The sequence below is a fragment of the Salinisphaera sp. S4-8 genome (genome assembly GCF_040361235.1).
In the GTDB taxonomy this organism is placed as follows: Bacteria; Pseudomonadota; Gammaproteobacteria; order Nevskiales; family Salinisphaeraceae; genus Salinisphaera.
The window spans coordinates 17,893-44,619 of record NZ_APNF01000016.1 but is presented as its reverse complement, the minus strand read 5'-3'; the positions used below and the strand labels follow the sequence as shown (position 1 = coordinate 44,619).

Genomic DNA, 26,727 nt, shown 5'->3' with positions numbered 1-26,727 from the left:
CCGCGAGGCGCGTGTAGCCTCATGCGCGCTCCCCGCCCGAGAAATCATCTGATTTTGAGTCTAGTAAAAAATACGAGGTGCACCACATAGTTCCCCCATGCTGGTGCAGCGGCGTTGTTTTAGCGCATTGATCGACGACATTTCGGATACGGTTTTCGTGGCAAGTGAGGGGTGTACCACTTAATAGTTAAATAATTTAAATATTGTTAAACAGCCGGTTGCATAATCTACGTTGTATGCAACGTGGTCATTTGGCACAAGCCTTGCGCTGTTCTGGCTATCGCAGATCACGCAGGCAAGGAGCCAGAATGTCGACGACGGTGTTGAAGGGCGGTCGGGTCGTGGACCCGGCAACGGGCACGGATGAGCAGGCCGACCTGGTCATACAGAACGGTATCGTTACCGGCCTGAACGCGCCCTATGCCTCGGATGCCGACGTCATCGACTGCAGCGGCAATCTCGTGCTGCCGGGCATGATCGATACCCACGCCCATATCTATCGTTATGTGACCGGACGCTTCGGTCTCGATCCCGACATGGTGGGCGTGCGTTCGGGGGTCACCACGCTGGTCGATCAGGGCGGGCCGAGCTGCATGACACTGCCCGGCTTTCGGCATTTCATCGCCGAGCCGGCGAAAACGCGCGTGCTCGCCTTCATCTCGGCCTATCTCGTCGGCGGGCTGGAAGGCCACTACTACCCGCAGCTCTATCAGCCGGAATGTCTGGATATCGATGCCACCGCGAAGGCGGTCGAGGCCAACCCCGATCTGGTCAAGGGCATCAAGGCGCATGCGGAGCTGGGCGGTTTCCAGCGCTGGGGCATGGACGTGATCAAGCTCGCCGCCCAGATCGGGCGCCAGTCGCGTATGCCGGTCTATCTGCATTTCGGTCAGCTCTGGCCGTCGCCCGAAGACCCGATGGATATCGACCCGGACACGATCTTTCCGAGCGTGCTCGAACTGGTCAAACCAGGCGATGTGCTCGCCCATCCGTTCACCCGTCATCCCGGCGGGTTCGTGGACAAGCACGGCCAGGTGCACGGCCTCATTCGCGATGTGCTCGACAAGGGCGTGAAGATCGACGTGGGCCACGGTTCGCACTTCAGCTTCGATGTCGCGCGCAAGGTACTCGATGCCGGCATCGTGCCCAATACGCTCGGCGCCGACATGCACGGCTACAACACCCGCGTAGCGCCGCCGCCCGGCACGCCGGATGTGCACTCCGACCCCGAAGAGGGCGATCACATGTTCGCCGGGGCGGTGCGCTTTTCGCTGACCTCGGCGATGACCAGCATGCTCGCACTCGGGCTCACGCTCGATCAGGTCGTGCCGATGGTCACCTCGAACGCCGCGGCCATGCTCGGCATGGCCGACGACATCGGCCATCTCAAGCCGGGCGCGGTTGCGGATGTCTCGGTGCTCAACGATGAGCGCGGCCAGTGGACGCTGCGCGATAACGAAGATCATCGCGTGACCGCCGAGCGCATGCTCACGCCCCGCTTTTGTCTGCGGGCCGGCGAGCGCTTCGATGCAGATGCGCCCACGCTGCCGCAGTTCGCGCCGGCCCAAGCTGCCTCGGCATGACCGGCGCCCCACCCGACACCCAGGCCAAGGGCATCGGCGCGCGGTTGGCGCGCAAGGAAGATGCGCGCTTTCTGGCCGGTCGCGGTCAGTTCGTGGCCGATATCCGCATGCCCGGCATGCTGGACGTGGCCTTCGTGCGTGCCCCGGTTGCCCATGCCCGGATCGTGGAAATCGAAAAACCCGACGGCTGGGAATCGCTGGTCTACACGATGGCCGATATGGCCGGCGTGAAGCCGATCGTGGCCGCTTCCAAGCTGCCTGGATTTCAGGTCTCCGAGCAGTATCCGCTGGCCAAGGACAAGGTACGTTTCGTCGGCGAGATGGTGGCGATGTGTGTCGCGCCCAGCCGTGCCCGGGCCGAGGATCTGGCCGAGCAGGTATTTGTCGACTACGAAGACCTGCCGGTCGTGTCGGATATGCATGCCGCGGCCAATGGCAGCGCCGAAGGCAAGCTGCACGCCCACTGGGATAGCAACGTCTTTCTCGAAACACAGGTTGACAACGCGGCCGCAATGGCTGACGACGTGGTCAGTCTGCGCCGGTCGTTGTCTACCTCGCGTCAATGCCAGGTGCCGCTGGAAGGACGGGGTGTGGTCTGTTACTGGGACCACCGGCTCGGCCGGTTGGAGATGACCAGCGCGGCGCAGATGCCGCATATCAACCGTACCGGCCTGGCCGAATGCCTGGGCCTGGACGAAGGTCAGGTACGCGTGGTTTCGCCCGATGTCGGCGGTGGCTTTGGCTACAAGGGCATTCTGCTACCCGAGGAAATCTGTTGCGCGTGGCTGGCGATGCAGCTCGACCGGCCGATCCGCTGGATCGAGGATCGAAACGAGCATCTATCGGCCAACGCCAACTGCCGCGAGCACGCCTACGACATCACCGTGCATGTCGAACGCAGCGGCCGCCTGGCCGGTATCGATTGCGATGCGATCGTCGATTCCGGTGCCTATTCGTCCTATCCGTTTTCGGCCTGTCTGGAAGCTGCGCAGATCGGCTCGATCTTGCCGGGCCCGTACAAGATGGACAGCTACCGCTGTCATACGCGCTCGGCGGCGACCAACAAGCCGCCGATCCTGCCCTATCGCGGCGTCGCCCGCACCGGGGTGTGTTTCGCGCTCGAAGTCATGCTCGATATCGCGGCTCGCGAACTGGGCATCGAGCCGTACGAGCTGCGCGAACGCAGCCTCGTCGGCGCCGACGACATGCCGTACACGAACATCACGAACAAGCTGTTCGACTCGGGCGACTATATCGCCTGCATGCAGCGCGCCGTCGAAGCGCTCGACTGGAGCGGCTGGCGTGCGCGCCAGGCCGAAGCCACGGGTCGCAAGCGTATCGGCCTGGGCCTGGCGACGTTCTGCGAGCAGGGCGCGCACGGCACCTCGGTCTATCACGGTTGGGGCATTCCCATGGTGCCCGGCTACGAGCAATGCAATGCGCGGGTGACCACCGACGGCATTCTCGAACTCTATCTGGGTGCGCATTCGCACGGTCAGAGCATGGAAACGACCATGGCTCAGGTCGCCCACACAGTGCTTGGTATCGACCCGCAACATGTTCGCATCAGGCATGGCGATACCGATGGCTCGCCGTATTCGACCGGCACCTGGGGCTCGCGCAATGCCGTGATGTCCGGCGGCGCGGTCGCTGCGGCGTGCGAAAAACTCGCCGATCGCCTGCGATATCTGGCCGCGCACCTGCTCAATGTAGCGGCCGACGATCTGGTGTTTAAAAACGGCGCCGTCGCCACGGCCGACGGCAGCCGCTCGATCACCCTCGTCGAGATCGCGCATACCTGGTATCGCGCGCCGCAGCGACTGCCCGACGATGTGGACCCGGCCGGGCTGGGGCTCGTCGCGGGCTACAAGATGCGTCCGGACATGGGCACGTTCAGCTATGCGACCCATGCCTGCGCGGTCGAGGTGGATACCGTCACCGGCGCGGTCACGCTGCTCGACTACGCCATCTGCGAAGACGGCGGCGTGCTGATCAATCCGATGGTGGTCGAAGGCCAGCTGATCGGCGGGCTCGCCCAGGGCGTTGGCACCGCGCTCTACGAAGAAATGCCGTTCGACGACGAAGCCCAGCCCCTGGCGTCGACGCTGGCCGATTACATGGTGCCGGGCGCGGCCGAGATGCCGCCGCTGCGTATCGAGCACATGCAGACGCCGAGCCCGTTCAGCAGTTTCGGCCAGAAAGGCATCGGCGAAGGCGGGGCGATTGCCCCGCCCGCGGCGATTGCCAATGCGGTCAACGATGCGCTGGCGGGCCTGGGGGCCGAGATTCATAGCGTGCCGATTTCGCCCGAGCGGGTGATTGCGGCATTGGAGGCGGCCCATGAAAGCCATTGATTACCGTATCGAACGCGTGGCCGATATTGCCGGCGCGATCGAAGCACTTCAGGCCGAGGCGTTTGCCAAACCGATCGCCGGTGGACAGTCGCTGGGCGCGATGCTCAATCTGCGTCTGGCGCAGCCGGAATGTGTGGTCGATATCGCGAGAGTGGAGGCGCTCAAGGGCATCCGCCGCGAAGACCAGACGATGGTCATTGGCGCGCTGGTCACCCATACCGCCCTCGAAGACGGCCGCTACGACGACGCGACCACCGGCATGCTGGCCCATGTGGCCGCCGGGATCGCCTACCGGGCGGTACGAAACAGCGGCACCATCGGCGGCAGCCTTTGCCATGCCGATCCCGCTGCGGACTGGATCGCGGCCACGGCCGCGCTGGGGGCGACATTCGAGGTCCAGGGAGCACAGGGGCCGCGTAGGGTCGCGGCGCGCGATTTCATGACCTCGGCTTTCGAAACCGTGCTCGCCGAGGATGAAGTGCTGATCGCGATCCATATCCCGGCGCTGGGCGATCGCGCGCGCTGGTCCTATCGCAAGTTCTGTCGCAAGACCGGCGAATTCGCGCTGGCCATTGTCAGTGGCGTGGCCGATCCGGCCACGGGGGTCGAACGCTTGGTGTTCTCGGCCCTCGACGGCGCGCCGGTGGTCGTCGAACGCGCCGGCCTGTTCGACGAACTGGCCGCATCCGCGGCCCGGGCCGCGTTGCTCGACGACGAAACACTGGCGCTCGTCGGCCACCGGCGTGCCCTGCATGCCGGGCTGCTGGCGGATGTGCTCGCCGATATGCGAGGTGTCGCATGAGCCAGCCGCTGGAGTTTCCTGAAAGCAACACGGTGACGTTTCGGCTGGACGTGAATGGCCAGCCGCGCGAGATCAATGCCGAAGCGCGTACCCATCTGGCCGATGTGCTGCGTGAGCATTGCGGGCTGACCGCCACCCATCTGGGTTGCGAACAGGGCGTGTGCGGCGCCTGCACGGTCGAGATCGATGGCGTGCCGCAGCGTTCCTGTCTGCAATCGGCCGCGCGTTTCGAAGGCCGCCAGATCCGCACCCTGGAAGCCTTCGAAGAGGATGCACTGACCGCGGCCCTGCGCCGTGCCTTCAGCCAGGAACATGCCCTGCAGTGCGGCTATTGCACGCCGGGGATGCTGATCACCGCGCGCGACATCGTGCAGCGCCTGCCGCACGCCGACGAAGCCCGTATCCGCGAAGAGCTGGCCGGCAATCTGTGCCGCTGCACCGGCTATCGCGGCATCGTGCGGGCGATTCAGCACGTGCTCGAAACCTATCCGCAAGAGAGTTCCGATGGATCTTAATCAACGCTTTACCATCGATGCCCCGGCCGCCGACGTCTGGCAGGCCTTTCAGGATCCGGCGTTGCTGGTGGATTGCCTGCCGGGCGCGACGCTACGCGAACCGGTTGCGGACAATCACCTCAAGCTCACCTTTCAGGTCAAGCTGGGCCCGATCGCGGCCGCTTTTGCCGGCGAGGGCGATTTGAGCCTCGACGACGCGACTCGCAGCGGCGCGCTGCAGGGTCGTGGGACCGATCGCAAGAGCAACAGCCGGGTAAAAGGCGAAGCCGCCTTTGCCGTGATCGAGGAAGGCGCAACGACCGCGGTCGAGTTGAGCGTGTCGTTCTCGATTACCGGCAAGCTGGCGCAGTTCAGCCGCGAGGGCATCGTCAAGGCGCTGGCCGATCAGCTCACCCGCGACTTTGCCGACAACCTGCAGCAGGCGCTGCAACCCGAAGCTTCGGCCGAGGACGCGGCCGGCGACACGCAGGCCCCGGCCAAGCATGCGGCGAACGACGTTGCACAGACACCGGGCCGCGCACGCCTGAAATCCGTCGATACCAGCTCGGTCAATGCACTGAGCCTGGTCTGGCGGATGATCGTGAACTGGTGGCGCCGGCTGTTGGGCAAGTCAGCCGCATGAATGCCGTCATGCCAATCCCGCTCGACGCCAAGCGCGCGCAGCTCGCCACGCTTTTCGACGGCGCCTGTCTGCGCGGCGTGGCACGGCTGGGCGATATGAAGCCAGCGCTGGGCGACGACGTCTTGCTGCACGCCGGCCCGCCGCTGGATGGTCGCGTGCTGTCTCAGCCGATACGAAACGCGGCGATTCATGCCCTGGTCTATGCCGGCAAGCATGTGGATGCGGCCGCCGACGCCATCGACACCGGGGCTGTGCGGCTGGTGCCGGCGCAGGATCATGGCGTGGTTACGCCGCTGGCCCAGGTGGTATCGAGCGCCATGCCCGTGTGGCGGGTGGGCGACGACCGTCACGAGGTGCTGGCCCCGATCGCCGAAAGCGCGCCACCGGCGCTGCGTTTCGGCTCGGCGGACGCTGTCTGCGTGCGCCATCTGCATGAACAGGCGGACTGGGCTTTCGATCAGCTGGCAGCGCGTCTGGCCGCTACGCCGTTAGCGGTACGCGACTGGATCGACGCGTCGCTGCAGGCAGGCGACGAATGCCATGCCCGTACGGGCGAGGCCAACGTCCAATTGCAGGCAGCGCTGGGTGATCTGCCCGCTGCCTATGGCGAAACGATCGCCGCCAATGCCAATTTCGTGTTGCCCATGCTCATGGCCGCCAGTGCCTGGGCGATGCAGGCACACGGTGGCTCGATCGCGGCGGTCGGCGGCAATGGAGCGGTCTTCGGGGTGCGTTTTGCCGGGGAACGCCACTGGCGTACGTGCGGCGCCACGGCACCGATCGGTACCCGCCTGCCGGGCTGCGAAGACGTGCCCGTGATCGGCGCGGTCGGCGATAGCCCGGTGATCGATTTTTGTGGCCTCGGCGGCCAGGCGCTGGGGTTTGTCCCGGCCTTGAGTCAGGCCTGGGGCGCACTGTTGCCGGCCGACTGGCCCGAGCGCGCCGCCGCGGTGACCGACGACATCGGTCTGGTGTGTTGTCATCGCATCGCTGCCAGTGGGCGTTCGCCGCTGGTGCATCTGGCCATGGTCAGCGCCGCACGCGAGGGCGGTCTGGCCGGGCGTGGATTCTACGAACCGGACGTGTCGCTTTTTCAATCCGCCCGAACCACGGTCACTTGAGTCATGCCCGACGCGGCGCCTGCGCGGATGGGGCGCTACGCCATGCCGAAGCGTTTCTGCAACCCACTGTATCCGGAGCCTAACCATGTCGAACAGCCTTAGCACCGAACAGATTCAGCACTTTGAAGAGCAGGGGTATCTCTATCCACTCGATGCGTTGACAACCGAACAGGCAGCCGACTGCCTGGCCAAGCTCGAGGCGATGGAAACCGAGCTCAAGACCGACCCGCAGAAATATCTCAAGATCAAGGCCCATCTGGCCGCCCCGTGGATTGTGGATCTGGCCTGTAACCCGGCGATTCTCGATGCGGTGGAATCGCTGATCGGGCCGGACATTCTGTTGTTCGGCTCGTCCTTGTTCGCCAAGCGCGAGCAGGATGATCGCTTCGTGTCCTGGCACCAGGATTCGGCCTATTACGGTCTCGATCCGCATCAGGAAATCACCGCCTGGCTGGCCCTGACCGATGCCACGCCCGACAACGGCTGCCTGAACGTGCTGCCCGGCTCGCACCGTGGCCAGGATTTCGATCACGACGAAACCTACGACCCGAAGAATCTGCTTTCGCGCGGCCAGACCATTCGCGGGCTCAAAGAAGAAGACGCGGTCGAGATGGCATTGCGCGCGGGCCAGTTCTCGTTGCATCACGAGCGCACCGTGCACGGCTCGCGCGGCAACCACACCGATCAGCGGCGCGTGGGTATCGCCTTTTTCTATATGCCGGCCCATGTGGTTTCCACGCTTGGGCGGCGTAGCGCAATGCTCGTTCGTGGCGAGGATCGCCATGGCCACTGGGACAGCGATCCGGTGCCCCAGCGCGTGCTCGACGAGCAGTGCATGGCCTATCTGCGCCAGATCTGGGAGAGCTACCAGAACCCCGAGGTCACCAAGCAGGCCGCCAAACACGCCTGATTCGTCAACGCTCATCAATTCAATAATCCGAACTTGGGGAATTACATGAAAACGCATAAATCGTATTGGGCGGGCATCGCTCTTCTACTCATCCTGCCCTGGTGCGCGAGCGCCGGCGCAGCCCAGGGCGACGACCCGGCCGACCAGGAAATCGTGATCGGCTGGACCGCCTGGGCGGACACGGAGTTCGTCACCAAGCTGGCCGAACGTGCCATCGAGAAGTACAGCGACTACGAGGTAACCCTGCGCATGGCCAATATCGCCGTGCAGTACCAGGGTGTGGCCGAGGGCAGTCTGGACGGCATGCTCATGGCCTGGCTGCCGGACACGCATGCCGATTACTGGCAACGCGTGAAGGACGATGTCGACGATCTCGGCCCGCTGTACAGCGGTGCCCAGATGGGCTGGGCGGTGCCTGCCTATGTGCCGGAATCCGAGCTCGACTCGATCGCGGATCTGAACAAGCCCGAGGTCCGCGCCAAGCTCAAGGGGCGCATTCAGGGTATCGACCCGGGCGCCGGCGAAATGCAGATCTCGCAGAAAATGCTGTCCGCCTACGACCTGGAGGACTACCGGCTCGTCGCCTCCAGCGATGCAGCCATGACCGCGGCACTGGCCCGGGCGGTCAAACGCAAGGAATGGATCGTGGCCACGGTGTGGACACCGCACTGGATCTTCGGCCGCTGGGACCTGCGTTTTCTCGATGAGCCCAAGCAGATGCTGGGCAATCCACAGCATGTGGATGCGCTGGTGCGCAAGGGCTTCAAGACGGACTACCCGGAAATCGCCACGTTCTTCACGAACATGAACTTCCCGCTCGACGAGCTGCAGCGCGCCATGGTGGCGGCACAGGAAGACGGCATCGACACCGCCATCGACGACTACATGAATACGCACGAAGCCGAGATCAAATCCTGGTTCGCCGAGGCAGGCTAACCAAACCGAGCCGGCGCCCGGGGCAGGCGCCGGTCGGCAACCCGTTTAGGGGGTAGCGGGCTGCGCCGCGGGGGCGGCGCGGGCCCGCTTTTTTAACGCAAGGCCGAAGTCGTTGCATGGGTAACGATCGGCAAATGCTGCGCTGCAGCATTTGCCGCGGCCATCAGACACCGCCATCGGCAGCCGGCCTGACCGGCGCCGAGCGCGGCACGACAACCGTTTGTCGCGTTTTCTGGCGCCACCCCGTGGCGGCGGCGCGCGACACCAAACAGAGGGCTCGATGGACGCCAGCGCATTTCTGCATTACCTGACCCTGCCGTTGCTATGGGAAGGGCTGAAAACGGCCATGATCATCGCCGTGATTGCCTTCGCGGCGGCGCTGCCGTTTTCGCTGGGTATGGCGATGATGCGCCTGTCGCACTACAGGATCGTGCGGCTGCTGCCCATTCCCTATATCTGGGTGATGCGCGGTACGCCGATCCTGTTGCAGTTGTTGTTCTGGTACAACGTGCTGCCGCTGATCGGCTTGGGCCTCAGTGCCTTCTGGACGGCCGTGCTCGGGCTGATGCTCAACGAGATCGCCTTCATGTCGGAGATCATCCGCGGCGGTCTGCAGTCGATCAAGAAAACCCAGCGCGATGCCGCCAGTGCGTTGGGGCTTACCTCGTGGCAGATCATGTATCGCGTGATCATGCCGCAGGCGATGCGCTCGATCGCGCCGGCCATGGCCAATGAAGGCATGGTCATCGTCAAGCATACGTCGCTGGCCTCGGTGATCACCGTGCAGGAGCTTACGCTCAGCAGCGAGCAGGTGGTTTCGACCAATTTCGAATATGTCGAGGTCTTCCTGGCGGCCGGCGTGCTCTATCTCGGCGCCACCACGCTGATTGCGCTGGCCCAGAATTATCTCGAACGTCATCTCGATCTCGAACGACGCGGGCATGCCATTGCTCTCGCTGCACAGGCCGGGCGCGAACGCGGCGAGAACCCGCTCACCGGCGCGACGGCACCGGCGGGTGCGGGGCACGACGACAAGCCAATCGACAGCGAAGCACCGGCGCTGCAGAAATTCCTGAACCCGGGGCGGGCGCTGGCCAGCAAAGACGGCAAGCCCGGCGCCGGCCCGCGCCGGCCGTACGTGGTGATCAACAAGGTATCTAAATCCTTCCACGGCAAACGCGTGCTGCGCGATGTGTCGTTCAATATCTTCCCGGGCGAGGTGGTGTTTCTGATCGGGCCCAGCGGCTCCGGCAAGACCACGCTGTTGCGCACGATCAACCGGCTGGAAACCGTCGACGACGGCGAGATCACCGTGGGTGGCCAGTTCGTGGGCTATCGCTCATCCGCCGGTCGCCCCGTACCGCTGCGCGATGCGGCGCGCTCTCGTGCCAAGGTCGGCGTCGGCATGGTCTTTCAGCATTTCAATCTGTTCGATCACCTGACCGTGCTCGAAAACGTGATCGAAGCACCGGTACGTGTCCACGGCACCCAACGCGAGCAGGCCCGGGCCGAGGCCCGCGAACTGCTGGCCTGGGCGGGCCTGGCCGAATACGAAAACCACTACCCGCATCAGCTGTCCGGCGGGCAGCAGCAGCGTATCGCCATCATTCGCGCGGTTGCCACGCGGCCCAAGCTGCTGTTGTTCGACGAACCCACGTCCGCGCTTGACCCCGAGCTGGTCAACGAGGTGCTCGACCTCATGCGCAAGCTCGCCGAATCCGGCATGACCATGGTCGTGGTCAGTCACGAGATCGTGTTCGCCCGCGACTGGGCCGACAAGGTCGTGTTCATGGAAAACGGCGAGATCGTTCAGCACGGCGCGCCCGAAGACGTCTTCAACGCGCCCGACAACCCGCGCACGAAGAACTTCGTGCATCTCATCGAGCAACGTTCCGAAGGCAGATCATCCAAAACCCGAGAGGCATGAGCCATGACCGAGACCACACCCTTCAAGAAACTGATGACCGTATCGGCCCTGCTGGCCGCAGCCGTTACCACGGCGCCGGCATTCGCTGCCGACGGCGATTCCTACACGATTGCTACCTCGGCGGACTTCCCGCCGCTGAGCTATCGCGATCCCGACGACACATCCAAGGTGATCGGCTTCGAGATGGACATGATCGAGGCGATGTCCGAACACGGCGGCTGGGACTACGAACTCAAGACGAGTGCGTTCAACGGCCTGCTGCCGTCGCTCAAGAGCGGGCGCGTGGATATGGTCGTCTCCGATATCTACAACACCGCCGAACGCCGCAAGAGCGTGGATTTCATCAACTACATCGAGAACGGCTTTGCCGTGATGGTGCGTGCCGACGATGCAGACACGCTGACCAGCTACGACGCCATGTGCGGTAAGAATATCGGCATTCTCACCGGCAGCGCGCCGGAAATGGATGCCGTGACCGCAGCCAGCGAAAAGCATTGCGAATCACAGGGCAAGCCGGCGATCCAGCCCAAGTCCTACCCGTCGGTCGCCCAGGAAATCCCGCAGCTGGCCAACGGCCGCCTGTCCGGCATCCTGGAAACGCTGACCACGCTGGCTTATGCCCAGAGCCAGAACGAAGGCAAGTTCGAGATCGCCTTTCGCGACCCGAACACCACCAAGGTGGGTATCGCAATCCGCAAGAACAGCGACTTCGCCGCCGACATTAAGGAAGACATGGCCTGGTACATGAGTTCGGGCACCGCCGACGAGCACGCCAGGAAGTGGGATATTCCGGTCGAGGCGTTGATCAAGACCGACGACTAAAAGCCGTTCCGCTGGGCCGTCGGCCCACGAAAGGCAGATATCGGCACCCGCCGGCACCCGCCGGTATCTGCCTTTTGTATTCTGGATCAGGATTGAAACGCAGTCGGCTGCACTGCTCGGTCAAGCGGGTTGTCCGCCAATGAACGCCAATAAACGCGAATGTGTATAGATCGCTTCGAGTGGGGGGCTGGAATTCAACCGAGCAAACGCAGAAATGCGGCGGCCGTGAAGGCAGCCGTGTCCGCATGGCGTCTTTCATTCGCGTTTATTGGCGTTTAGTCGCGGATCGTTCCTTTCTTTGAAGGCAGGAACCGCAGATTCCGCAGATGACGCAGATTGTGTGACAGGCGGCTTCGTACTTAACCGCACGGTAGCGCGAGCTGGGTGGTCGCGCGCTCAAGAAGCAGGTTGTCCGCCAATGAACGCGAAGACACGCGAATAAAGACAGATGCTGCGACAGGCCGATTCGCGCTGCGCCGGCATGCGTCAGAGCAGGGCGCGTTGACCGGTCGCGGATCTGGCGTTCTTCTAATCTGTTGAATCTGCGTAATCTGTGGTTGTCTTCAACGACCGAAGCCCGTGCTGCTGCCCAAGCCCTCTTCCATTCGCGTTTATTGGCGTTCATTGGCGGACCGTTTTTCTTTCTTCAAGGACTGAAATCGCGCACGGCGCAGATTGTGTGACAGCCGACTTCGTACGTAGGCACCGGCACCGCGCCCTGCACTGCTTTGCCGATCGCACCGTGCCGTTTCAACGGGCGCTGCACCTGTTTGGGGCATGGTCGGAGCGTGGGTGCTGCCCCATGCCCGGACAGGGTGTAATACAGGCGCCGCGCAGACGCGAACCGGTGTCGCATCAGGATGTATGCAAGCTGGTACACAAATTGCGATAGCCCTGGCCTGTTTGAAATTCGGTGTGCTGGGCGGGCGCATCGGCCTATCGCTACGAGGCTGGCATGGATCGCAGAACCTTTCTCAAGAACAGTGCATGGATCGCGGGCGCGGCGGGTAGTCTGCCGTTGTTCAAGTTCATGCCGGCGCATGCAGCCGGCAACCGCGAAACACTGGTGGTCGTCACCGGCGCGGGGCCCAACAGCATGGATATTCATCGCGAGGGCACTAATCGGCCGAGCTATGCGATCGCGGTCAATCTCTATGATCGGCTGCTCAGTTACGGCACCAAGACGCTGGACGACGGTACCGTGTCCTACGACTACGAAACCCTCGTACCGGAGCTGGCCGAAAGCTGGGAAGTGGCCGACGACAAGATGTCGGCGATATTCCACCTGCGCAAGTCCGCCACCTTCTGGGATGGCAAGCCGGTCACCGCGAGTGATGTGAAATGGTCGTTTGATCGCGCCGTGACCGTCGGCGGCTTTCCCACCGTGCAGATGAAGGCCGGCTCGCTGGAAAAACCCGAGCAGTTCGAAGTGGTCGACGAGCACACCTTCAAGATCAACTTCCTGCGTCCGAGCAAGCTCACGCTGCCGGATCTGGCCGTGCCGGTGCCGATCATCATCAATTCGAAAGTCGCCAAGGCCCATGCCAACGACGATGATCCCTGGGCCACCGATTATCTGCACCGCACCCCGGCCGGTGGCGGTGCCTACAAGCTGCTGCGCTGGGACCCGGGCGAACAGACGGTCTACGAACGCTACGACGATTGGCAGAACGGCGAAGTGCCGGCGCTCAAGCGGGTGATCATCCGCGAAGTGCCGTCGGCGTCTACACGCCGGGCGCTCATCGAGCGTGGCGATACCGATATCTCGCTCGATCTGCCACCCAAGGAGGCGGCCGACCTGCATGCCAGCAGCAAGATCAACGTGGCCGGCGTGCCGATCGAGAACTGTGTCAACGCGCTCGGCCTGAACGTGGAAATGGCACCCTTCGACGACAAGCGCGTGCGTCAGGCGATTGCCTATGCGCTGCCCTACGAAAAGATATTCGATGCCGCCGCCTACCGGCGCGGGCGCATGATGCACGGCGGTCAGTCGTTCACGCCGGCATCGGCAGACTGGCCGCAGCCGTTTCCCTACGACACCGATCTCGACAAGGCCCGCGCCTTGCTCGAGGAAGCCGGCCACGGCAACGGTTTCGAGGTGCCGCTATCGATCAATCTCGGTCTGGCGCAATGGACCGAGCCGACCGCGCTGCTGATTCAGGAAAGCCTGGGCAAGATCGGTATCCGTACGCCCATCGACAAGATTCCGGGCGCGAACTGGCGCACACAGGCGCTGGTCGAGAAGAGCCTGGCCATGCATCTGAAGAACTTCGGCGGTTGGCTCAATTACCCAGACTACTACTTCTTCTGGGCCTACGTAAAAGGCCATCTGTTCAACTCGATGAACTACAGCAACCCGACCATCGACCGGCTCGTCGATGAGACGTTGCATATCCCGGTCGACGATCCGGCCTATGTGCCCAACATCAAGCAGATGATCGCCATCGCCTTCGAGGACGTGCCGCTGATACCGCTCTGGCAGCCGAACCTGGACGTGGCCATGCAGAAGAATGTCGAAGGCTATCAGTACTGGTTCCATCGCCAGCTCGATTGCCGGCCGCTGAAAAAGGCCTAGCAAGTGTCCGGATTGACCACGATCGGCAAGCGCCTGCTCGAGGCGCTGCCGACGATCTTCGGCGTGATTCTGGTGACATTTCTGCTCACCCGGGCGCTGCCGGGCGATCCGGCCGTCTATTACGCCGGCCCGGCCGCGGATGCCGAATCCATCGCTCAGGTGCGCGCAGCCATGGGCCTGGATCGCAGCCTGCCGGTGCAGTTCGCCAGCTATGTGAAAGGCCTCGCGGAAGGCGACTGGGGCGTGTCGCTGAGCACCGGGCGCGATGTCACCGAGGAACTCGGCCGAAGGCTGCCGGCATCGCTGGAGTTGACCGGGCTGGGCTTGTTGATCGCGATCGTGATCGCCATTCCACTGGGCGTACTGGCGGCCACCCGGCCCAACAGTCTGGTCGATCATGTCTGCCGGATCATCGTGACGACAGGCGTATCGATGCCGGTGTTTTTCACCGGTCTGCTGCTGGTCTATGTCTTCTATTACCTGCTCGGTTGGGCCCCCGCGCCGCTCGGCCGGCTGGATTTCATGCATATCGCGCCGGATCGGGTGACCGGCCTGTATCTGGTGGATAGCCTCATCGCGGGGGATTTCGAAGTCTTTCGCGCCAGTCTGGCGCATATCTTTCTGCCCGCACTCACGCTCGGCATCTTCGCGTTGGCGCCGATTGCACGCATGACCCGGGCGGCCATGCTCGATGTGCTTTCCAGCGACTATATCCGCACCGCCCGGGCCAGCGGATTGGCCACATCCACCGTGTTGTTCACCTATGCGTTGCGCAACGCACTGCTGTCGGTGCTCACCACGCTGGGCATGGTGTTTTCCTTTCTGCTGGGGGCCAACGTACTGGTCGAAAAAGTGTTTTCCTGGCCCGGAATCGGCTCCTTCGCGATCGATGCGTTGGTGGCCTCTGACTATGCCGCCGTGCAGGGCTTCGTGTTGGCGATGGCGTTGTTGTTCGTCACCCTCAATCTGACGATCGATCTGCTGTACGCGGTGATCGATCCCCGAATAAGGGCGGCAAGTTAATGGCCGCAACCTCGACACTGACCCATGCCCGGTACGTGCTCGGCGAAAACCCGCTGACGGTCGTGGCCTTTGCGATGTTTTTCGTCCTTGTGCTGCTGGCGGCCTTCGGGCCGTGGATTGCGCCCTACGATCCGCTGGCCAGCGATACCGCGATCAAGCTCATGGCCCCGTCGGCCGAGCACTGGTTCGGCACCGATCACCTGGGCCGCGACGTACTCAGCCGGGTCATTGTGGCCACGCGGCTGGATCTGATGATCGCGCTATCGGCCGTCGCGCTCGCGTTTTTCGGCGGCAGCGTGCTGGGCAGCCTCGCCGGTTATTACGGCGGCTGGACCGACCGCGTGATCGGGCGCGTTATCGATACGGTCATGGCCTTTCCGCTGTTCGTGCTGGCGATGGGCATCGTCGCGGTGCTCGGTAACAGCGTGGAGAACATCGTCTATGCCACGGCGGTCATTAACCTGCCGTTTTATGCGCGCGTGGCCCGTGCCGAGATCGGCGTACGTCGCGAATCCGGTTTTGCCGCGGCCGCCAAAGTCGCCGGCAACGGCAATATCGGCGTGCTCGCGCGCCATCTCTATCCGAATATTCTGCCGGCGATGATGGTGCAGCTGTCGTTGAACATGGGCTGGGCGATATTGAATGCGGCCGGGCTGTCGTTCATCGGTCTGGGGGTACGCCCGCCCACGCCGGAGTGGGGGATCATGGTCGCCGAGGGGGCACAGTTCATCGTCTCCGGCGAATGGTGGCTGGCAGTGTTTCCGGGTGTATCGCTGATGATTGCGGTGTTCTGCTTCAACATGATGGGTGACGGGCTGCGCGATCTCATCGACCCGAGGCGACGCACATGAGCGCGTTGCTGGACGTCTCCGATCTGAGCGTGGAATTTCGCAGCCGCGCGGGCATGGTGCACGTGCTCGACCGGGTGGCCCTGTCGGTGGCGCGCGGTGAGACGCTGGCCGTGGTCGGCGAAAGCGGCTCCGGCAAGTCGGTAGCCGCGTTTTCGATCATGGGTATTCTCGATGCGGCTGCGCGTATACCCAACGGGCAGGTGCATTTCGGTGGCATGGATCTGCTGGCCGCCAAACGCCGCGAGTTCAACGATATACGCGGGCGTGAGATGGCGATGATCTTTCAAAGCCCACGCACCGCGCTCAACCCCATTCGCAAGGTGGGTCATCAGCTCGAGGATGTATTGCGACGCCACGGCCCGGTCGCCCGAGGGGATGCGAAACGCCGCGCGATCGAAGCACTCGAACAGGTACGTATTCCCGATCCCGCACGCCGCTACGACGCTTATCCGTTCGAGCTGTCGGGCGGACTGTGCCAGCGCGTGATGATCGCGATTGCGCTGTGTTGCAAGCCGCGTCTGTTGATCGCCGACGAGCCGACCACCGGTCTGGATGTGACCACCCAGGCCACGATCATGGATCTGCTGGCCGAGCTCGGCCGGGAAACCGGCTTGGCCACGCTGTTGATCACCCACGATCTCGCGCTGGCCTCGCAGTACGCCGACCGGATCGCGGTCATGCATGCCGGCCAGGTGGTCGAAACCGCGCCCACGGCGTCGTTGTTCGACAAACCTCGCCATCCCTATACGGCCGGACTCATGGCAGCGACGCCGACCAGCACCACGGCACTCGAGGCGCTGGAATCGGTACCGGGGCGTATTCCGCCGCTCAATGCCCATCTGCCCGTTTGTCGTTTTGCCGAGCGCTGCCCGCGGCGGGTCGCCGAATGCGACGATCCGGGGCCGCGCTTCGATGCCGAAGCCAGCGCGCCCGATCACTATTTCGCTTGTCGGAGGCCGCTATAAAACCGTTGCTCCACGTTCAGGGACTATCCAAGCTGTACCCGGTTTCCGACGGCGAGTCGGCGCCCATGAGGGCGTTGCGTGGCTGGGCTCGCCATCAGTCACGCCCGGCGCCCAAGCTGCACGCCGTGGACGATGTCAGCTTCACGATCGGTGCGGGCGAAAGCGTTGGCCTGGTGGGTGAATCCGGCTGTGGCAAATCCACGCTGGTCAGCCTGATCACGCGGCTGATCGAACCCAGCGCCGGGGTGATCCGCTTCGACGGCGACGATATCGCGACCATCAATACCCGCGCGTTCGCACGCTCACCGCAGCGCGGCGCGATTCAGGTCGTGTTCCAGGATCCGCACGACAGCCTCAATCCGCGTCATAGCGCCTTCGATGCGATCGCCGAACCGTTGCGGCGGCTCAAGAAGCTATCCACCGCCGAATGCCGGCCCCGGGTGGCCGAACTCGCGCGCGATGTCGGCCTGCCCGAAGAGTTGCTCGATCGGCTGCCGCATCAGCTCTCCGGCGGGCAGAAAGCCCGCGTGAATATTGCCCGTGCGCTCGCCCCCGAGCCGCGCCTGCTTGTGCTCGACGAACCGACGTCCGCGCTCGATGTGTCGGTGCAGGCAGTGATTCTCAAACTGCTCGACGAATTACGCGCGCGCCTGGGTATCAGCTATCTGTTCGTTTCCCACGATCTCAACGTGGTGCGTCTGCTCTGCGATCGCGTGATCGTGATGTATCTGGGCCGGATTGTGGAAAGCGGAACCGCCGAGCAGGTGTTCGAACAGTCCGCGCATCCCTACACACGGGCGCTGATTTCCGCGATTCCGCGCACGATCGAGGAAAGTCCGATCGTCCGTATCCATCTGCCGGGCGATCCGCGCAGCCCGATCGATCCGGACCCGAACGTCTGTCGTTTCTACGGCCGCTGCCCGCGCGGCGAGGATCGCTGTCAGCAAAGCGAACCGCCGTTGTTGAGCATGGCCCCGCAACATGCCGCCGCATGCCACTTCGCCGAAGAAGTGCAGGCCCACGCGCTTGGCGAGCGTTGACGGCGGCTGCTATTCGGTTTGTGCCTGGTACAGATTAGCGCGCAGTGTCGCGTATGCGTGCGTCGAACTCGGCGCTGGCAGCGCCGCCGCGTGCGCATACGCGCGATGCCCGATTATGACGACGCTGTGGTTGTCGATTTGCTGCGCGACGCGTTGGCGGTTGATCACGTCCGATACCTGGGTGCATCGGTTATGACGGTGGCTCATCGCGATTGAGCGGCGACAACGAGAACAACCCGCCGGCCATGTTCATGGCCCGGTTGCTACGGGCCCGATCGACGCTGATGCGCCAGGGGCGGCGCGTCTTTCCGGTCGGTGAAAGCGCGCAAGAAAATCGGCGATTTCGTCGGCCGGCATGGGTTTGGCGATGTAATAGCCCTGAGCAATATCGCAGCCGTCGTGTTCGATTTGTGCGTATTGAGCGGCGGTTTCCACGCCTTCGGCGATGGTCGCGATGTTCAGATTGGTGCCCATGGCGATGATGCCACTGACCAGGGCCTTCGCACGTGGCGAGTGCCCGTCCTGTATGAAGGTCTTGTCGATCTTGATCTTGGAAAACGGGAAATTGTTGAGATAACTCAGCGACGCATAACCGGTGCCGAAATCGTCCATGACGATGGCGACGCCCAGCTGTTTGATCGCCCACAGTCGTTGCATGATCGCGGGTGATTCGTCGAGCAACAGGCCTTCGGTGATCTCGATTTCCAGACGCTCGGGCGCCAGGCCGCTGTTTTCGAGGGCCTGGGTTATCGCGTCAATGATGTCGTCGTTGGCGAACTGAACCGGCGAGACATTCACGGCAACGCGCAGGCGTGTATCCGGCCAGGTCATGGCCTGGTCGCAAGCGCAGCGAATCACCCAGTTGCCGATTGGCACGATTTCGCCGATTTCCTCGGCCAGCGAGATGAACTCGCGGGGACGCACCAGCCCGCGCGTGGGGTGCTGCCAACGAATGAGTGCCTCGAAAGCGCTCACGCGTTGTTCCGAGATCGCGGTTTGCGGCTGATAGTGCAAGACGAACTGGCCTCGCGCCAAGGCCTGTCTGAGATCACTCTCGAATGCACGCCGCTCGAGTGCGCGTTGTTCGAGTTGGGCGCGGAAAACACGGTGGCAGCCACGCCCCCGACGTTTGGCATCGTAGAGTGCAAGATCGGCATGGTGCAGCAGATCGTCGAGTCGTTCGCTGTCGCCGGTGGTGGTGGCGATGCCGATACTCGCGCCGATATTGATCTGCTGGCCGTTAACGAGAAACGGTCGTCCCAGCAGCCCGACCAGTCGCTGCGCCAACGCGTTCAGGCCCTCGGCACGCGGCTCGTCGGGCACCAGGATGGCGAATTCGTCGCCGCCCAGACGGATCAGGGTGTCGGTACCGCGGGTCGAGGCACGGATACGCTGGGCCACGAGGGTGAGCAGTTCGTCGCCCGCGCCGTGGCCCAGCGTATCGTTGACCTGCTTGAAGCGATCGAGATCGATCACGAGTACGGCGCTGGCGGTGGCATTGGCCGCTTTGAGCGCACGGATTCGTTCGGCATACATCAATCGGTTGCCAAAGCCGGTCAGTGGGTCGAGCTGGGCGGCGAGCTCGCGGGTGGTTTCGTCGCGCTGTGGCCAGCCCGTGGCTGCAATGACGAGACGGCGTTGTGCACGGCAGGCGCCGAAGTAGAGCGTGAGCGGCCGCCCGGGTGTGATTTCGACCGTGAGTGCCGATTCGCCGTGATCGCGCAGCTGGCGCCCGAGCAGGGTATTGCTGTGTGTGTCCGCCAGGGCGATATCGGTGAGCCGATCGGGCAGCGTATCGATGTTCAGGCGGTGGGCAAAAGCAGTGTTTGCCGACACGAAACGGCATTCGGCATCGATGACGGCCACGCCGGTGGCGATTGTTTCAAGCTCCGATAGGCTGTCTAACATGCTCCTGGCCTGTCTGTCGCAGCGCGATACCAGCGTGTGTGGATCAGACGAAAACACGCACCGCGGGGCGGATCACGCCAACCACAACCGCGCCGCCGATCACGGCGTGCGTCCTTGCGGGTTGCTCGCGGGCGCGGCTGCGCGCTAAATCGGGACACACCCTGGGCAGGTCGGTGCGACCGGGCCTGCGCGATGGGAATGGATAACATGTCGGATGATCGGCCGCTTTAACGACAACTTTATCCAGCCGATTTCAAGTCGCGTCGATCGATGCGAGGACGACGGCTTCGTGAACCGTCTAGGGTCAGGGCAAGGGGTTGGAGCGCGACCGACTCAACGGCAATGCACGCGATCCCGGCCGTCGTTCTTGGCGCGATACAGGGCTTCGTCGGCACGTTTTAGTACCTGCTCGACGGATTCGTTGCCGCGCGTACTCGTCACCCCCGCCGAAATAGTCAGCGGGATCTGTTCGCCGGCGACTTCCAGCGGCGTGTTTCGCACGCTTTCGACCAGACGCTCGAGCGTGCCGGCGGCGGCCGATAGCGGGGTCTCCGGCAACAGCGCGAGAAATTCCTCGCCGCCCCAGCGGCCGATCGTGTCGCTGGCGCGCAGGGTTTGCCGGGCCAGTCGAGCGAACAGTTGCAGGGCCGCGTCGCCGGCGGCGTGCCCGTAGCGGTCGTTGAGTTGCTTGAAGTGATCGAAATCGATGAGTGCGACGCTCAGGCTGCGCGCATAGCGATGTACACGCTCGAGTTCCTGCTCGAACTGTTCGGTGAGCAGGCGCCGGTTGCCCAGGCCGGTCAATTCGTCGTGGGTCGCGAGTCGGTGTACGCGTTCGTGGGCTTCGCGCAGTGCGTCGAGATCGCGCTGACGGGCGATTTCATGGCCGAGCCACTGCGCGAACATGCCCATCAGATCGTAGTCGCGCTGGTTGAATGGGGGCGTTGGCAAGGGGCTGGAAAAACTCAGCGAGCCATAGAGTTCGCCATCAACGGTAATCGGCGCCCCCAGGTACGACTCGAGCTGGAATGTGTTGTAGCAGGGATGCGTGCACAACTGGCTTTCGGCAGCATGATGAATACCGAACGGCCCGTGTTTGGCGATCACGTGCCAGCAAAACGTGTCGGATACGTCGTAGACGGTGCCGGGCACGATACTGCCGTCGGGCGAATGCGCCTCCTTGATCTCGTAGTGCTGATTATCGATCTGGGCGACCACGCCGTAGGGGACGCCGAAATGTTGCGCGCCCAGTTCGACGATCTCGCGCTGGCGTTGCGCAAAGCCACGCGTGGGATCGGAGGTAATCTGGTGGAGCGAATGCAGCACCTTGTCGGTGGCGATGTGTGAGGACACGTCGCGAATGATGCCGACAAACATCGGCCGGTTCTGGTCGCTGCCGCGAATGGCGCCGCCCGTGGTCTCGCCCTCGAAGACGCTACCGTCCTTGCGCCGGTAGCGCATGAAATAGGTGTGGCGTTCGCCGTCGGCGTCACCGTGGTAGTGGGTGGTGCCGAGCTGTTCGAAATCTTCGGCGCGTTCGTATAGCGCGAGCGTATGCAGACCGCGGAATTCGTCCGGTGGATACCGAAACAGCGTATTGGCGGCTTCGTTGGTCATGACGACACGGCGATCACGGTCGGTGACGATCACGGCCTCGCTGACATCCGCGAACACGCAGGCGAGTATGGCGCGCAACGACTGGGTATCGATCGCCAATGTTTCGTCGTCCAGCGCAGCCGCTCTTATACGTTTCAACACGTGTCTCCTGAGGTAGTTCGGGCCGTATTGCTGAGCGCATCGGTGCGGGAAAGGCCGACCTGCGGCTATTCGAATGGCTAGCGTACCGTAAACCGCATGCGGCGATGACGCGTGTAAGGCGTCTTTATGCGAGGCTGCATCGGTGCGACGTCAGATCAACGCGGCTGTAAGACCGCGGCATTCGCGAACCGGAGGAGCGCATGGCGATATCCACGCAACGCCCGTCATATGATTGCGGGGGCGCACAGGCGAGACAGGGCATCAAGCCGTGAGCCCGGCCGCGAGCGAAATCCCGCACCGGGATCCGGCCGAGCGCTGGCAGGCGCTTGGGGTACTGGCGATCGCCATGCTGCTGGGCATGACCGGTTGGTTTTCGGCCACCGCGGTCATACCGCAGTTGCGCGAACTCTGGGGGTTGTCTGCGGCTGCGGCCGCCTGGCTGACCATCGCGGTACAAATCGGCTTTGTGGCGGGTGCGTTGATGGCCGCGGTTTTCAATATCGCCGATCGCCTGCCGCCACGCCATTTGATGTGCTACGGCGCGAGCCTGGCTGCGCTTGCGAATGCGCTATTGCTGTTCGAGCCGCCGCTCGCGTTGGCCGTCTTGTTGCGCGCGATGACCGGGTTAGGCCTGGCCGGTGTCTATCCCCCGGCAATGAAAGCCATGGCTACCTGGTTCAAGGTCAAACGCGGCACGGCGCTGGGCATCATGGTCGGCGCGTTGACGATCGGCTCGGCCACGCCGCATCTGGTCAACGGCCTGGGCGGGCTGGACTGGCGGCTGGTGATCGCGGCGAGCTCGCTCATGTCGCTGGCTGGCGGCTTGATTGCACGTTATCTGGGCCGCGACGGGCCGTTCGATTTTCCGCGTGCGGTGTTCGACCCGGGCAAGGCCTGGCAGGTGTTTGCCGATCGGCCCGTGCGGCTGGCCTGTATCGGTTATTTCGGCCACATGTGGGAGCTCTACGCCATGTGGGCATGGTTCGGCGTATTTCTCGCCGATGTGCTGAGCCGCAATGCGGCGCAGTTGCCCGCAGCGCTGAGCGCGGTGACGACTTTTGCCGCAATCGGCATGGGCGCCTTGGGCTGCTGGGTGGGCGGCGTGCTCGGCGATCGCTGGGGGCGGGCACGCGCCACGTCCCTGGCGATGATCGTATCCGGCAGCTGTGCACTGATCATCGGCCTCATTCCGGGCAGCGCCTGGCCGCTGATTCTGCTCGTGGGGCTGATTTGGGGCTTCTGGGTGGTGGCCGATTCGGCCCAGTTTTCCACCGCGATCACCGAGCTCGGCGATCAACGCTATATCGGTACCGCGCTCACTCTGCAGGTGGCGATTGGGTACGTGGTGACGATTCCCACCCTCTGGCTGATTCCCATCGTGCACGAAGCCCTCGGCTGGGCCTGGGCCTTCGGCTTGCTCGCCCTGGGGCCGCTGGTGGGCACGATCGCCATGCAAAACCTGGGCGCGATCGAAAGCGACCGCGCCCGGGCGCAGGGTTCGCGCTAGCTGGCCAGCAGCGTGTTCAGCTCGGGCGGCAGATCGAAGGTCACGTCAACGAACTCGCCGGTGGTCACGGCCTGCTTGAGGGTCTCGATGACCGCGCGTACGGGTTCGCGCACGTCGGCGGCGTCCATATTGGCGCGGGTCGCGACTTCACTGTAGAAGTCGTCGAGGGCGACCGTGTCTTCAGCCTGGCCGGACTGTTGCTGGCCACCCTTGAGCGCCGATTGCGACAGTTCCGAGGGCAGCTGCGAGGTCAGCTGGCGAATCTCTTCCTGCGGCAGGTGCAGGCACAGCGATTCGATGGTCGCGAATGTCACGTTGGTGGCCACGGTGCGATCGTTGACGCCGCTGGCCTGTTCCACGCGGGCAATGAAATCTTCGGTCTGCATGAGGCAATCCTTGTTCTATTGTTCGATTCGGACACGTCGGGCAACGTATCCACAGGCCGCGCACTGTGCCCGCGCCAGATCGGCCCGGCTATCAGGACAACCACGTAATTGCCCGTGCCGGACGCGCCATGCGTCGTTACGGGCCTTGACCGTGGGCCCGCCACGCTCGGCGGCCCGCGCCTCGCCTGACACGCCCGGCACGGGCAATGCGATGGCATATCCGGTCACGACATGCCCTAGAGCGAAGCTCGGCGCAGTCGTAGCGCGTTGGTGATGACCGATACCGACGACAGGCTCATGGCTGCCGCAGCGAGCATCGGCGAGAGCATCGTGCCCAGCAGTGGGTAGAGCACGCCGGCCGCGATCGGCACACCGGCCCCGTTGTAGACAAAGGCGAAGAACAGGTTCTGGCGGATATTGCGCATGCTCTGGGCCGACAGCCGCTGGGCCTTGGCAATGCCGCGCAGATCGCCCTTGACCAGCGTAATCGGCGCGCTTTCCATGGCGATATCGGTGCCCGTGCCCATGGCGATACCCACGTCGGCCTGGGCCAGCGCCGGCGCGTCGTTCACGCCGTCGCCGGCCATGGCCACGCGGTGCCCTTGTTGCTGGAGTTTTTCCACCAGCGCGTGTTTGTCCTCGGGCAGGGCGCCGGCATGGACCTCGTCGATGCCCAACTCGGCCGCGACCGCTTTCGCCGTGGCTTCGCTGTCGCCGGTGAGCATCACCAGACGCAGGCCGGCATCGTGAAGAATGGCCACCGCTTCGCGCGTGTTGGCCTTGATCGGGTCGGCCACGGCCACGAAACCGGCCAGCGCGCCGTCGACCGCGACCCACATCACCGTCTCGCCGCGGCCACGGCGCTCGTTGGCCTGGGTCGTCAGGGCGGTGGTGTCAATGTGGTTGTGCGTCATCAACGCGGCATTGCCGATCTGGACTGTACGGCCGTCGATACGCCCGGCCACGCCGCGGCCGGTGATCGACTCGAAATCGGCCGCCTCGGTCAACGACAGGCCGCGCTCGCTGGCCGCGTTATAGATGGCGCGGGCCAACGGATGTTCGCTGGCGCGCTCCAGGCTTGCGGCCAGGCGCAGTAGTTCGGCCTCGTCGAAGTCGTCCGCGGTTTCGATGGCCACCACCCGCGGTGCGCCTTCGGTGAGCGTGCCGGTCTTATCCATGAGCAGCACATCCACGTCCTGCATACGCTCCAGCGCCTCGGCATCGCGGATGAGCACGCCTTCGCGCGCGCCGCGGCCGATGCCCACCATCACCGACATGGGCGTGGCCAGGCCCAGCGCACAGGGACAGGCGATGATGAGCACGGAAATGGCCGCGACCAGTGCATGGGAGAGCGCCGGTGCCGGGCCGAACAACGCCCAGGCCGCGAAGGCGATGACGGCCGCGAGCACCACCGCCGGTACGAATAGGCCGGCCACCTTGTCGGCCATGCCCTGAATCGGCGCGCGCGAGCGCTGGGCGGCAGCCACCATATCCACGATGCGCGACAGCACTGTGTCGTCGCCGACCGATTCGGCCCGCATCACGAAGCCGCCGGCCTGATTGACCGTGCCGCCGGTGACCGTGTCGCCCGGCTGTTTGTTCTGGGGTTCGGGTTCGCCGGTGATCATCGACTCATCCAGCGTGGAACGCCCGTCGATGATCACGCCGTCCACTGGCACCTTTTCGCCCGGCCGCACACGCAGGCGATCACCCTGTTCGAGCTCGTCGAGGGCGACATCGGTTTCGTTGCCCTCGTCGTCGAGCCGGTGGGCGCTGGGTGGCGCGAGATCCAGCAGGGCGGACAGGGCGCGGGAGGTAGCCCCGCGTGCCCGTGCCTCCATGACCTGGCCAAGCAGAATCAGGGTGATGATCACCGCCGCAGCCTCGAAATACAGCGGCGATCGCCCGTTATGAATGAATGCCTCGGGCAATATGCCGGGCAACAGCAGGGCGACGATGGAAAAACCATAGGCCGCGCCCACGCCGAGTGCGATCAGCGTCCACATATTGGGGCTGGCATTGACCAGCGACTGCCAGGCGCGCTTGAAGGCGAAACCGCCGCAATAAAACACTACCGGTGTGGCCAAGGCGAACTGCAGCCAGCCGAAGCCCGCGCCCAGCCAGCCGTGCAGATCCACACCGGGCACCATGTCGCCCATGGCGAGTATGAACACGGCGGCCGCCAGCGGCAGGCTGATCCAGAACCGGCGTTGCATGGCCTTGAGTTCCGGGTCTTCGCTGTCCGGGCTCACGGTGGTCGGCTCCAGGGCCATGCCGCATTTCGGACAGTCGCCGGGTTTGTCCTGGACGATTTCCGGATGCATGGGGCAGGTGTACTGGGTCTGGCGTTTCGGCGGTTTGGCCGGCTCCAGCGCCATGCCGCATTTCGGGCAATCGTCCGGGTGATCGCTTTCCACGCCGGGGCACATCGGGCAGATGTATCGGGTGCCGGGCGGCGCGGGCGTGTCGTCTTGCACCGGGTTCAGAAACGATTCCGGATCGGCAGCGAAGCGGTCGCGACAGCGCGCACAGCAGAAATGATAGGTCTGGCCGTTGTAGTCGTACTGCGGTTTTTCGCCGGGCACGACGCTCATGCCGCAGACCGGGTCCTTGACCGTATTCTCGCCGTCGGCGCGGGCGTGGCAGCAATTACTCATTGTCGTTCAACGTTTCGATGATGGGGCAGCCCGCGACCGGGCCGTGGCCCGAGCAGCGCTGAGTCATGTCCTGAAGCGTGGTGCGCATGCGCTGCAGATCGTCCAGGCGGGTTTCGATTTCTTCGAGCTTGGCTTCGGCAATCGCCTTGATGTCCGCGCGCTGGCCGCCGGCCTGCAATTGCAGCAGGGCCGATATTTCGTCGAGCGTGAAGCCCAGCCGCTTGGAGCGCCGAATGAAATGCAGCCGTTGCGCGGCATCGTCGGGATAGCGGCGATAGCCGCTGGCCGCACGCGGCGGCTCCGGCATCAAGCCACGTCGCTCGTAGTAGCGAATGGTTTCGATGCCGGTATCCGCGGCCTTGGCCAGTTGTCCGATCGAATAGGTCATGGATTCACCTGCGATTGATGATCCGGATCTTAAGTCCGTAGTCGGCTAAAGAGTCAAGATGCCTGGGGCACGGTTTC

The 26,727-nt window shown here is 63.8% G+C and carries 21 protein-coding genes; 16 read left to right on the top strand and 5 right to left on the bottom strand.

From position 1 onward, the window contains the following. Positions 1 to 308 precede the first annotated feature (308 nt). The 15 genes from S4A8_RS17650 to S4A8_RS17580 all read left to right on the top strand — a co-directional run bounded on the left by S4A8_RS17650 (position 309) and on the right by S4A8_RS17580 (position 18,046). On the top strand, positions 309 to 1,583 hold the full coding sequence (locus S4A8_RS17650) for an amidohydrolase/deacetylase family metallohydrolase (RefSeq protein WP_353221149.1): 1,275 nt from the start codon (positions 309 to 311) through the stop codon (positions 1,581 to 1,583). Continuing rightward, a complete protein-coding gene (locus S4A8_RS17645) occupies positions 1,580 to 3,937 on the top strand; it encodes a xanthine dehydrogenase family protein molybdopterin-binding subunit (protein ID WP_353221148.1) in 2,358 nt (785 codons plus the stop codon). Before S4A8_RS17650 ends, S4A8_RS17645 begins: the two co-directional genes overlap by 4 nt. Beyond that, positions 3,924 to 4,739, top strand: a complete 816-nt coding sequence (locus S4A8_RS17640) for an FAD binding domain-containing protein (RefSeq protein ID WP_353221147.1) — start codon at positions 3,924 to 3,926, stop codon at positions 4,737 to 4,739. The genes S4A8_RS17645 and S4A8_RS17640 overlap by 14 nt, the downstream gene beginning before the upstream one ends. Then, on the top strand, positions 4,736 to 5,254 hold the full coding sequence (locus tag S4A8_RS17635; RefSeq protein WP_353221146.1) for a (2Fe-2S)-binding protein: 519 nt from the start codon (positions 4,736 to 4,738) through the stop codon (positions 5,252 to 5,254). Before S4A8_RS17640 ends, S4A8_RS17635 begins: the two co-directional genes overlap by 4 nt. Continuing rightward, entirely contained in the window at positions 5,244 to 5,876 is a 633-nt protein-coding gene (locus S4A8_RS17630) for an SRPBCC family protein (protein WP_353221145.1), read from the top strand. Before S4A8_RS17635 ends, S4A8_RS17630 begins: the two co-directional genes overlap by 11 nt. Before the next feature lie 8 nt (positions 5,877 to 5,884). Further along, the gene (locus tag S4A8_RS17625; protein WP_353221144.1) at positions 5,885 to 6,997 is read left to right on the top strand and encodes an oxamate carbamoyltransferase subunit AllG family protein; all 1,113 of its coding nucleotides are present in this window, start codon (positions 5,885 to 5,887) and stop codon (positions 6,995 to 6,997) included. 85 nt (positions 6,998 to 7,082) lie between these two features. Beyond that, entirely contained in the window at positions 7,083 to 7,907 is an 825-nt protein-coding gene (locus S4A8_RS17620; RefSeq protein WP_353221143.1) for a phytanoyl-CoA dioxygenase family protein, read from the top strand. 45 nt (positions 7,908 to 7,952) lie between these two features. Beyond that, positions 7,953 to 8,843: a glycine betaine ABC transporter substrate-binding protein gene (locus S4A8_RS17615; protein WP_353221142.1), complete on the top strand. Its 891-nt coding sequence runs from the start codon at positions 7,953 to 7,955 to the stop codon at positions 8,841 to 8,843. Between the two features lie 280 nt (positions 8,844 to 9,123). Next, positions 9,124 to 10,770 carry an amino acid ABC transporter permease/ATP-binding protein gene (locus tag S4A8_RS17610; RefSeq protein WP_353221141.1) on the top strand — a complete coding sequence of 549 codons (1,647 nt, stop codon included), beginning with the start codon at positions 9,124 to 9,126 and terminating at the stop codon, positions 10,768 to 10,770. A gap of 3 nt (positions 10,771 to 10,773) precedes the next feature. Beyond that, positions 10,774 to 11,592, top strand: a complete 819-nt coding sequence (locus S4A8_RS17605) for an ABC transporter substrate-binding protein (protein WP_353221140.1) — start codon at positions 10,774 to 10,776, stop codon at positions 11,590 to 11,592. A 955-nt stretch (positions 11,593 to 12,547) separates the two neighbouring features. After that, positions 12,548 to 14,167 (top strand): ABC transporter substrate-binding protein, encoded by a 1,620-nt coding sequence (locus S4A8_RS17600; RefSeq protein WP_353221139.1) that lies wholly within the window; start codon positions 12,548 to 12,550, stop codon positions 14,165 to 14,167. A 3-nt stretch (positions 14,168 to 14,170) separates the two neighbouring features. Continuing rightward, the gene (locus tag S4A8_RS17595; protein WP_353180489.1) at positions 14,171 to 15,190 is read left to right on the top strand and encodes an ABC transporter permease; all 1,020 of its coding nucleotides are present in this window, start codon (positions 14,171 to 14,173) and stop codon (positions 15,188 to 15,190) included. Further along, a complete protein-coding gene (locus tag S4A8_RS17590) occupies positions 15,190 to 16,041 on the top strand; it encodes an ABC transporter permease (protein ID WP_353221138.1) in 852 nt (283 codons plus the stop codon). Before S4A8_RS17595 ends, S4A8_RS17590 begins: the two co-directional genes overlap by 1 nt. Next, on the top strand, positions 16,038 to 17,006 hold the full coding sequence (locus S4A8_RS17585; RefSeq protein ID WP_353221137.1) for an ABC transporter ATP-binding protein: 969 nt from the start codon (positions 16,038 to 16,040) through the stop codon (positions 17,004 to 17,006). Before S4A8_RS17590 ends, S4A8_RS17585 begins: the two co-directional genes overlap by 4 nt. Before the next feature lie 65 nt (positions 17,007 to 17,071). Beyond that, positions 17,072 to 18,046 (top strand): oligopeptide/dipeptide ABC transporter ATP-binding protein, encoded by a 975-nt coding sequence (locus tag S4A8_RS17580; RefSeq protein WP_353221136.1) that lies wholly within the window; start codon positions 17,072 to 17,074, stop codon positions 18,044 to 18,046. 249 nt (positions 18,047 to 18,295) lie between these two features. Here S4A8_RS17580 and S4A8_RS17575 read toward each other — a convergent pair whose 3' ends face one another. After that, the gene (locus S4A8_RS17575; RefSeq protein WP_353221135.1) at positions 18,296 to 19,954 is read right to left on the bottom strand and encodes a putative bifunctional diguanylate cyclase/phosphodiesterase; all 1,659 of its coding nucleotides are present in this window, start codon (positions 19,952 to 19,954) and stop codon (positions 18,296 to 18,298) included. Between the two features lie 333 nt (positions 19,955 to 20,287). Further along, positions 20,288 to 21,709, bottom strand: coding sequence for a diguanylate cyclase (locus S4A8_RS17570; RefSeq protein WP_353221134.1), 1,422 nt, complete (start codon positions 21,707 to 21,709; stop codon positions 20,288 to 20,290). A 271-nt stretch (positions 21,710 to 21,980) separates the two neighbouring features. Between S4A8_RS17570 and S4A8_RS17565 the strand changes: the two genes are divergently transcribed. Then, on the top strand, positions 21,981 to 23,219 hold the full coding sequence (locus S4A8_RS17565; protein ID WP_353221133.1) for an MFS transporter: 1,239 nt from the start codon (positions 21,981 to 21,983) through the stop codon (positions 23,217 to 23,219). Here the strand turns inward: S4A8_RS17565 and S4A8_RS17560 are convergent. The 3 genes from S4A8_RS17560 to S4A8_RS17550 form a co-directional block, all read right to left on the bottom strand. Beyond that, positions 23,216 to 23,605, bottom strand: coding sequence for a DUF2267 domain-containing protein (locus S4A8_RS17560; RefSeq protein WP_353221132.1), 390 nt, complete (start codon positions 23,603 to 23,605; stop codon positions 23,216 to 23,218). The two genes, S4A8_RS17565 and S4A8_RS17560, sit on opposite strands and share 4 nt — an antisense overlap. Before the next feature lie 236 nt (positions 23,606 to 23,841). After that, positions 23,842 to 26,262 carry a heavy metal translocating P-type ATPase gene (locus tag S4A8_RS17555; RefSeq protein ID WP_353221131.1) on the bottom strand — a complete coding sequence of 807 codons (2,421 nt, stop codon included), beginning with the start codon at positions 26,260 to 26,262 and terminating at the stop codon, positions 23,842 to 23,844. Then, positions 26,255 to 26,650, bottom strand: a complete 396-nt coding sequence (locus tag S4A8_RS17550; RefSeq protein WP_353221130.1) for a MerR family transcriptional regulator — start codon at positions 26,648 to 26,650, stop codon at positions 26,255 to 26,257. The genes S4A8_RS17555 and S4A8_RS17550 overlap by 8 nt, the downstream gene beginning before the upstream one ends. Between the last annotated feature and the right edge of the window lie 77 nt (positions 26,651 to 26,727).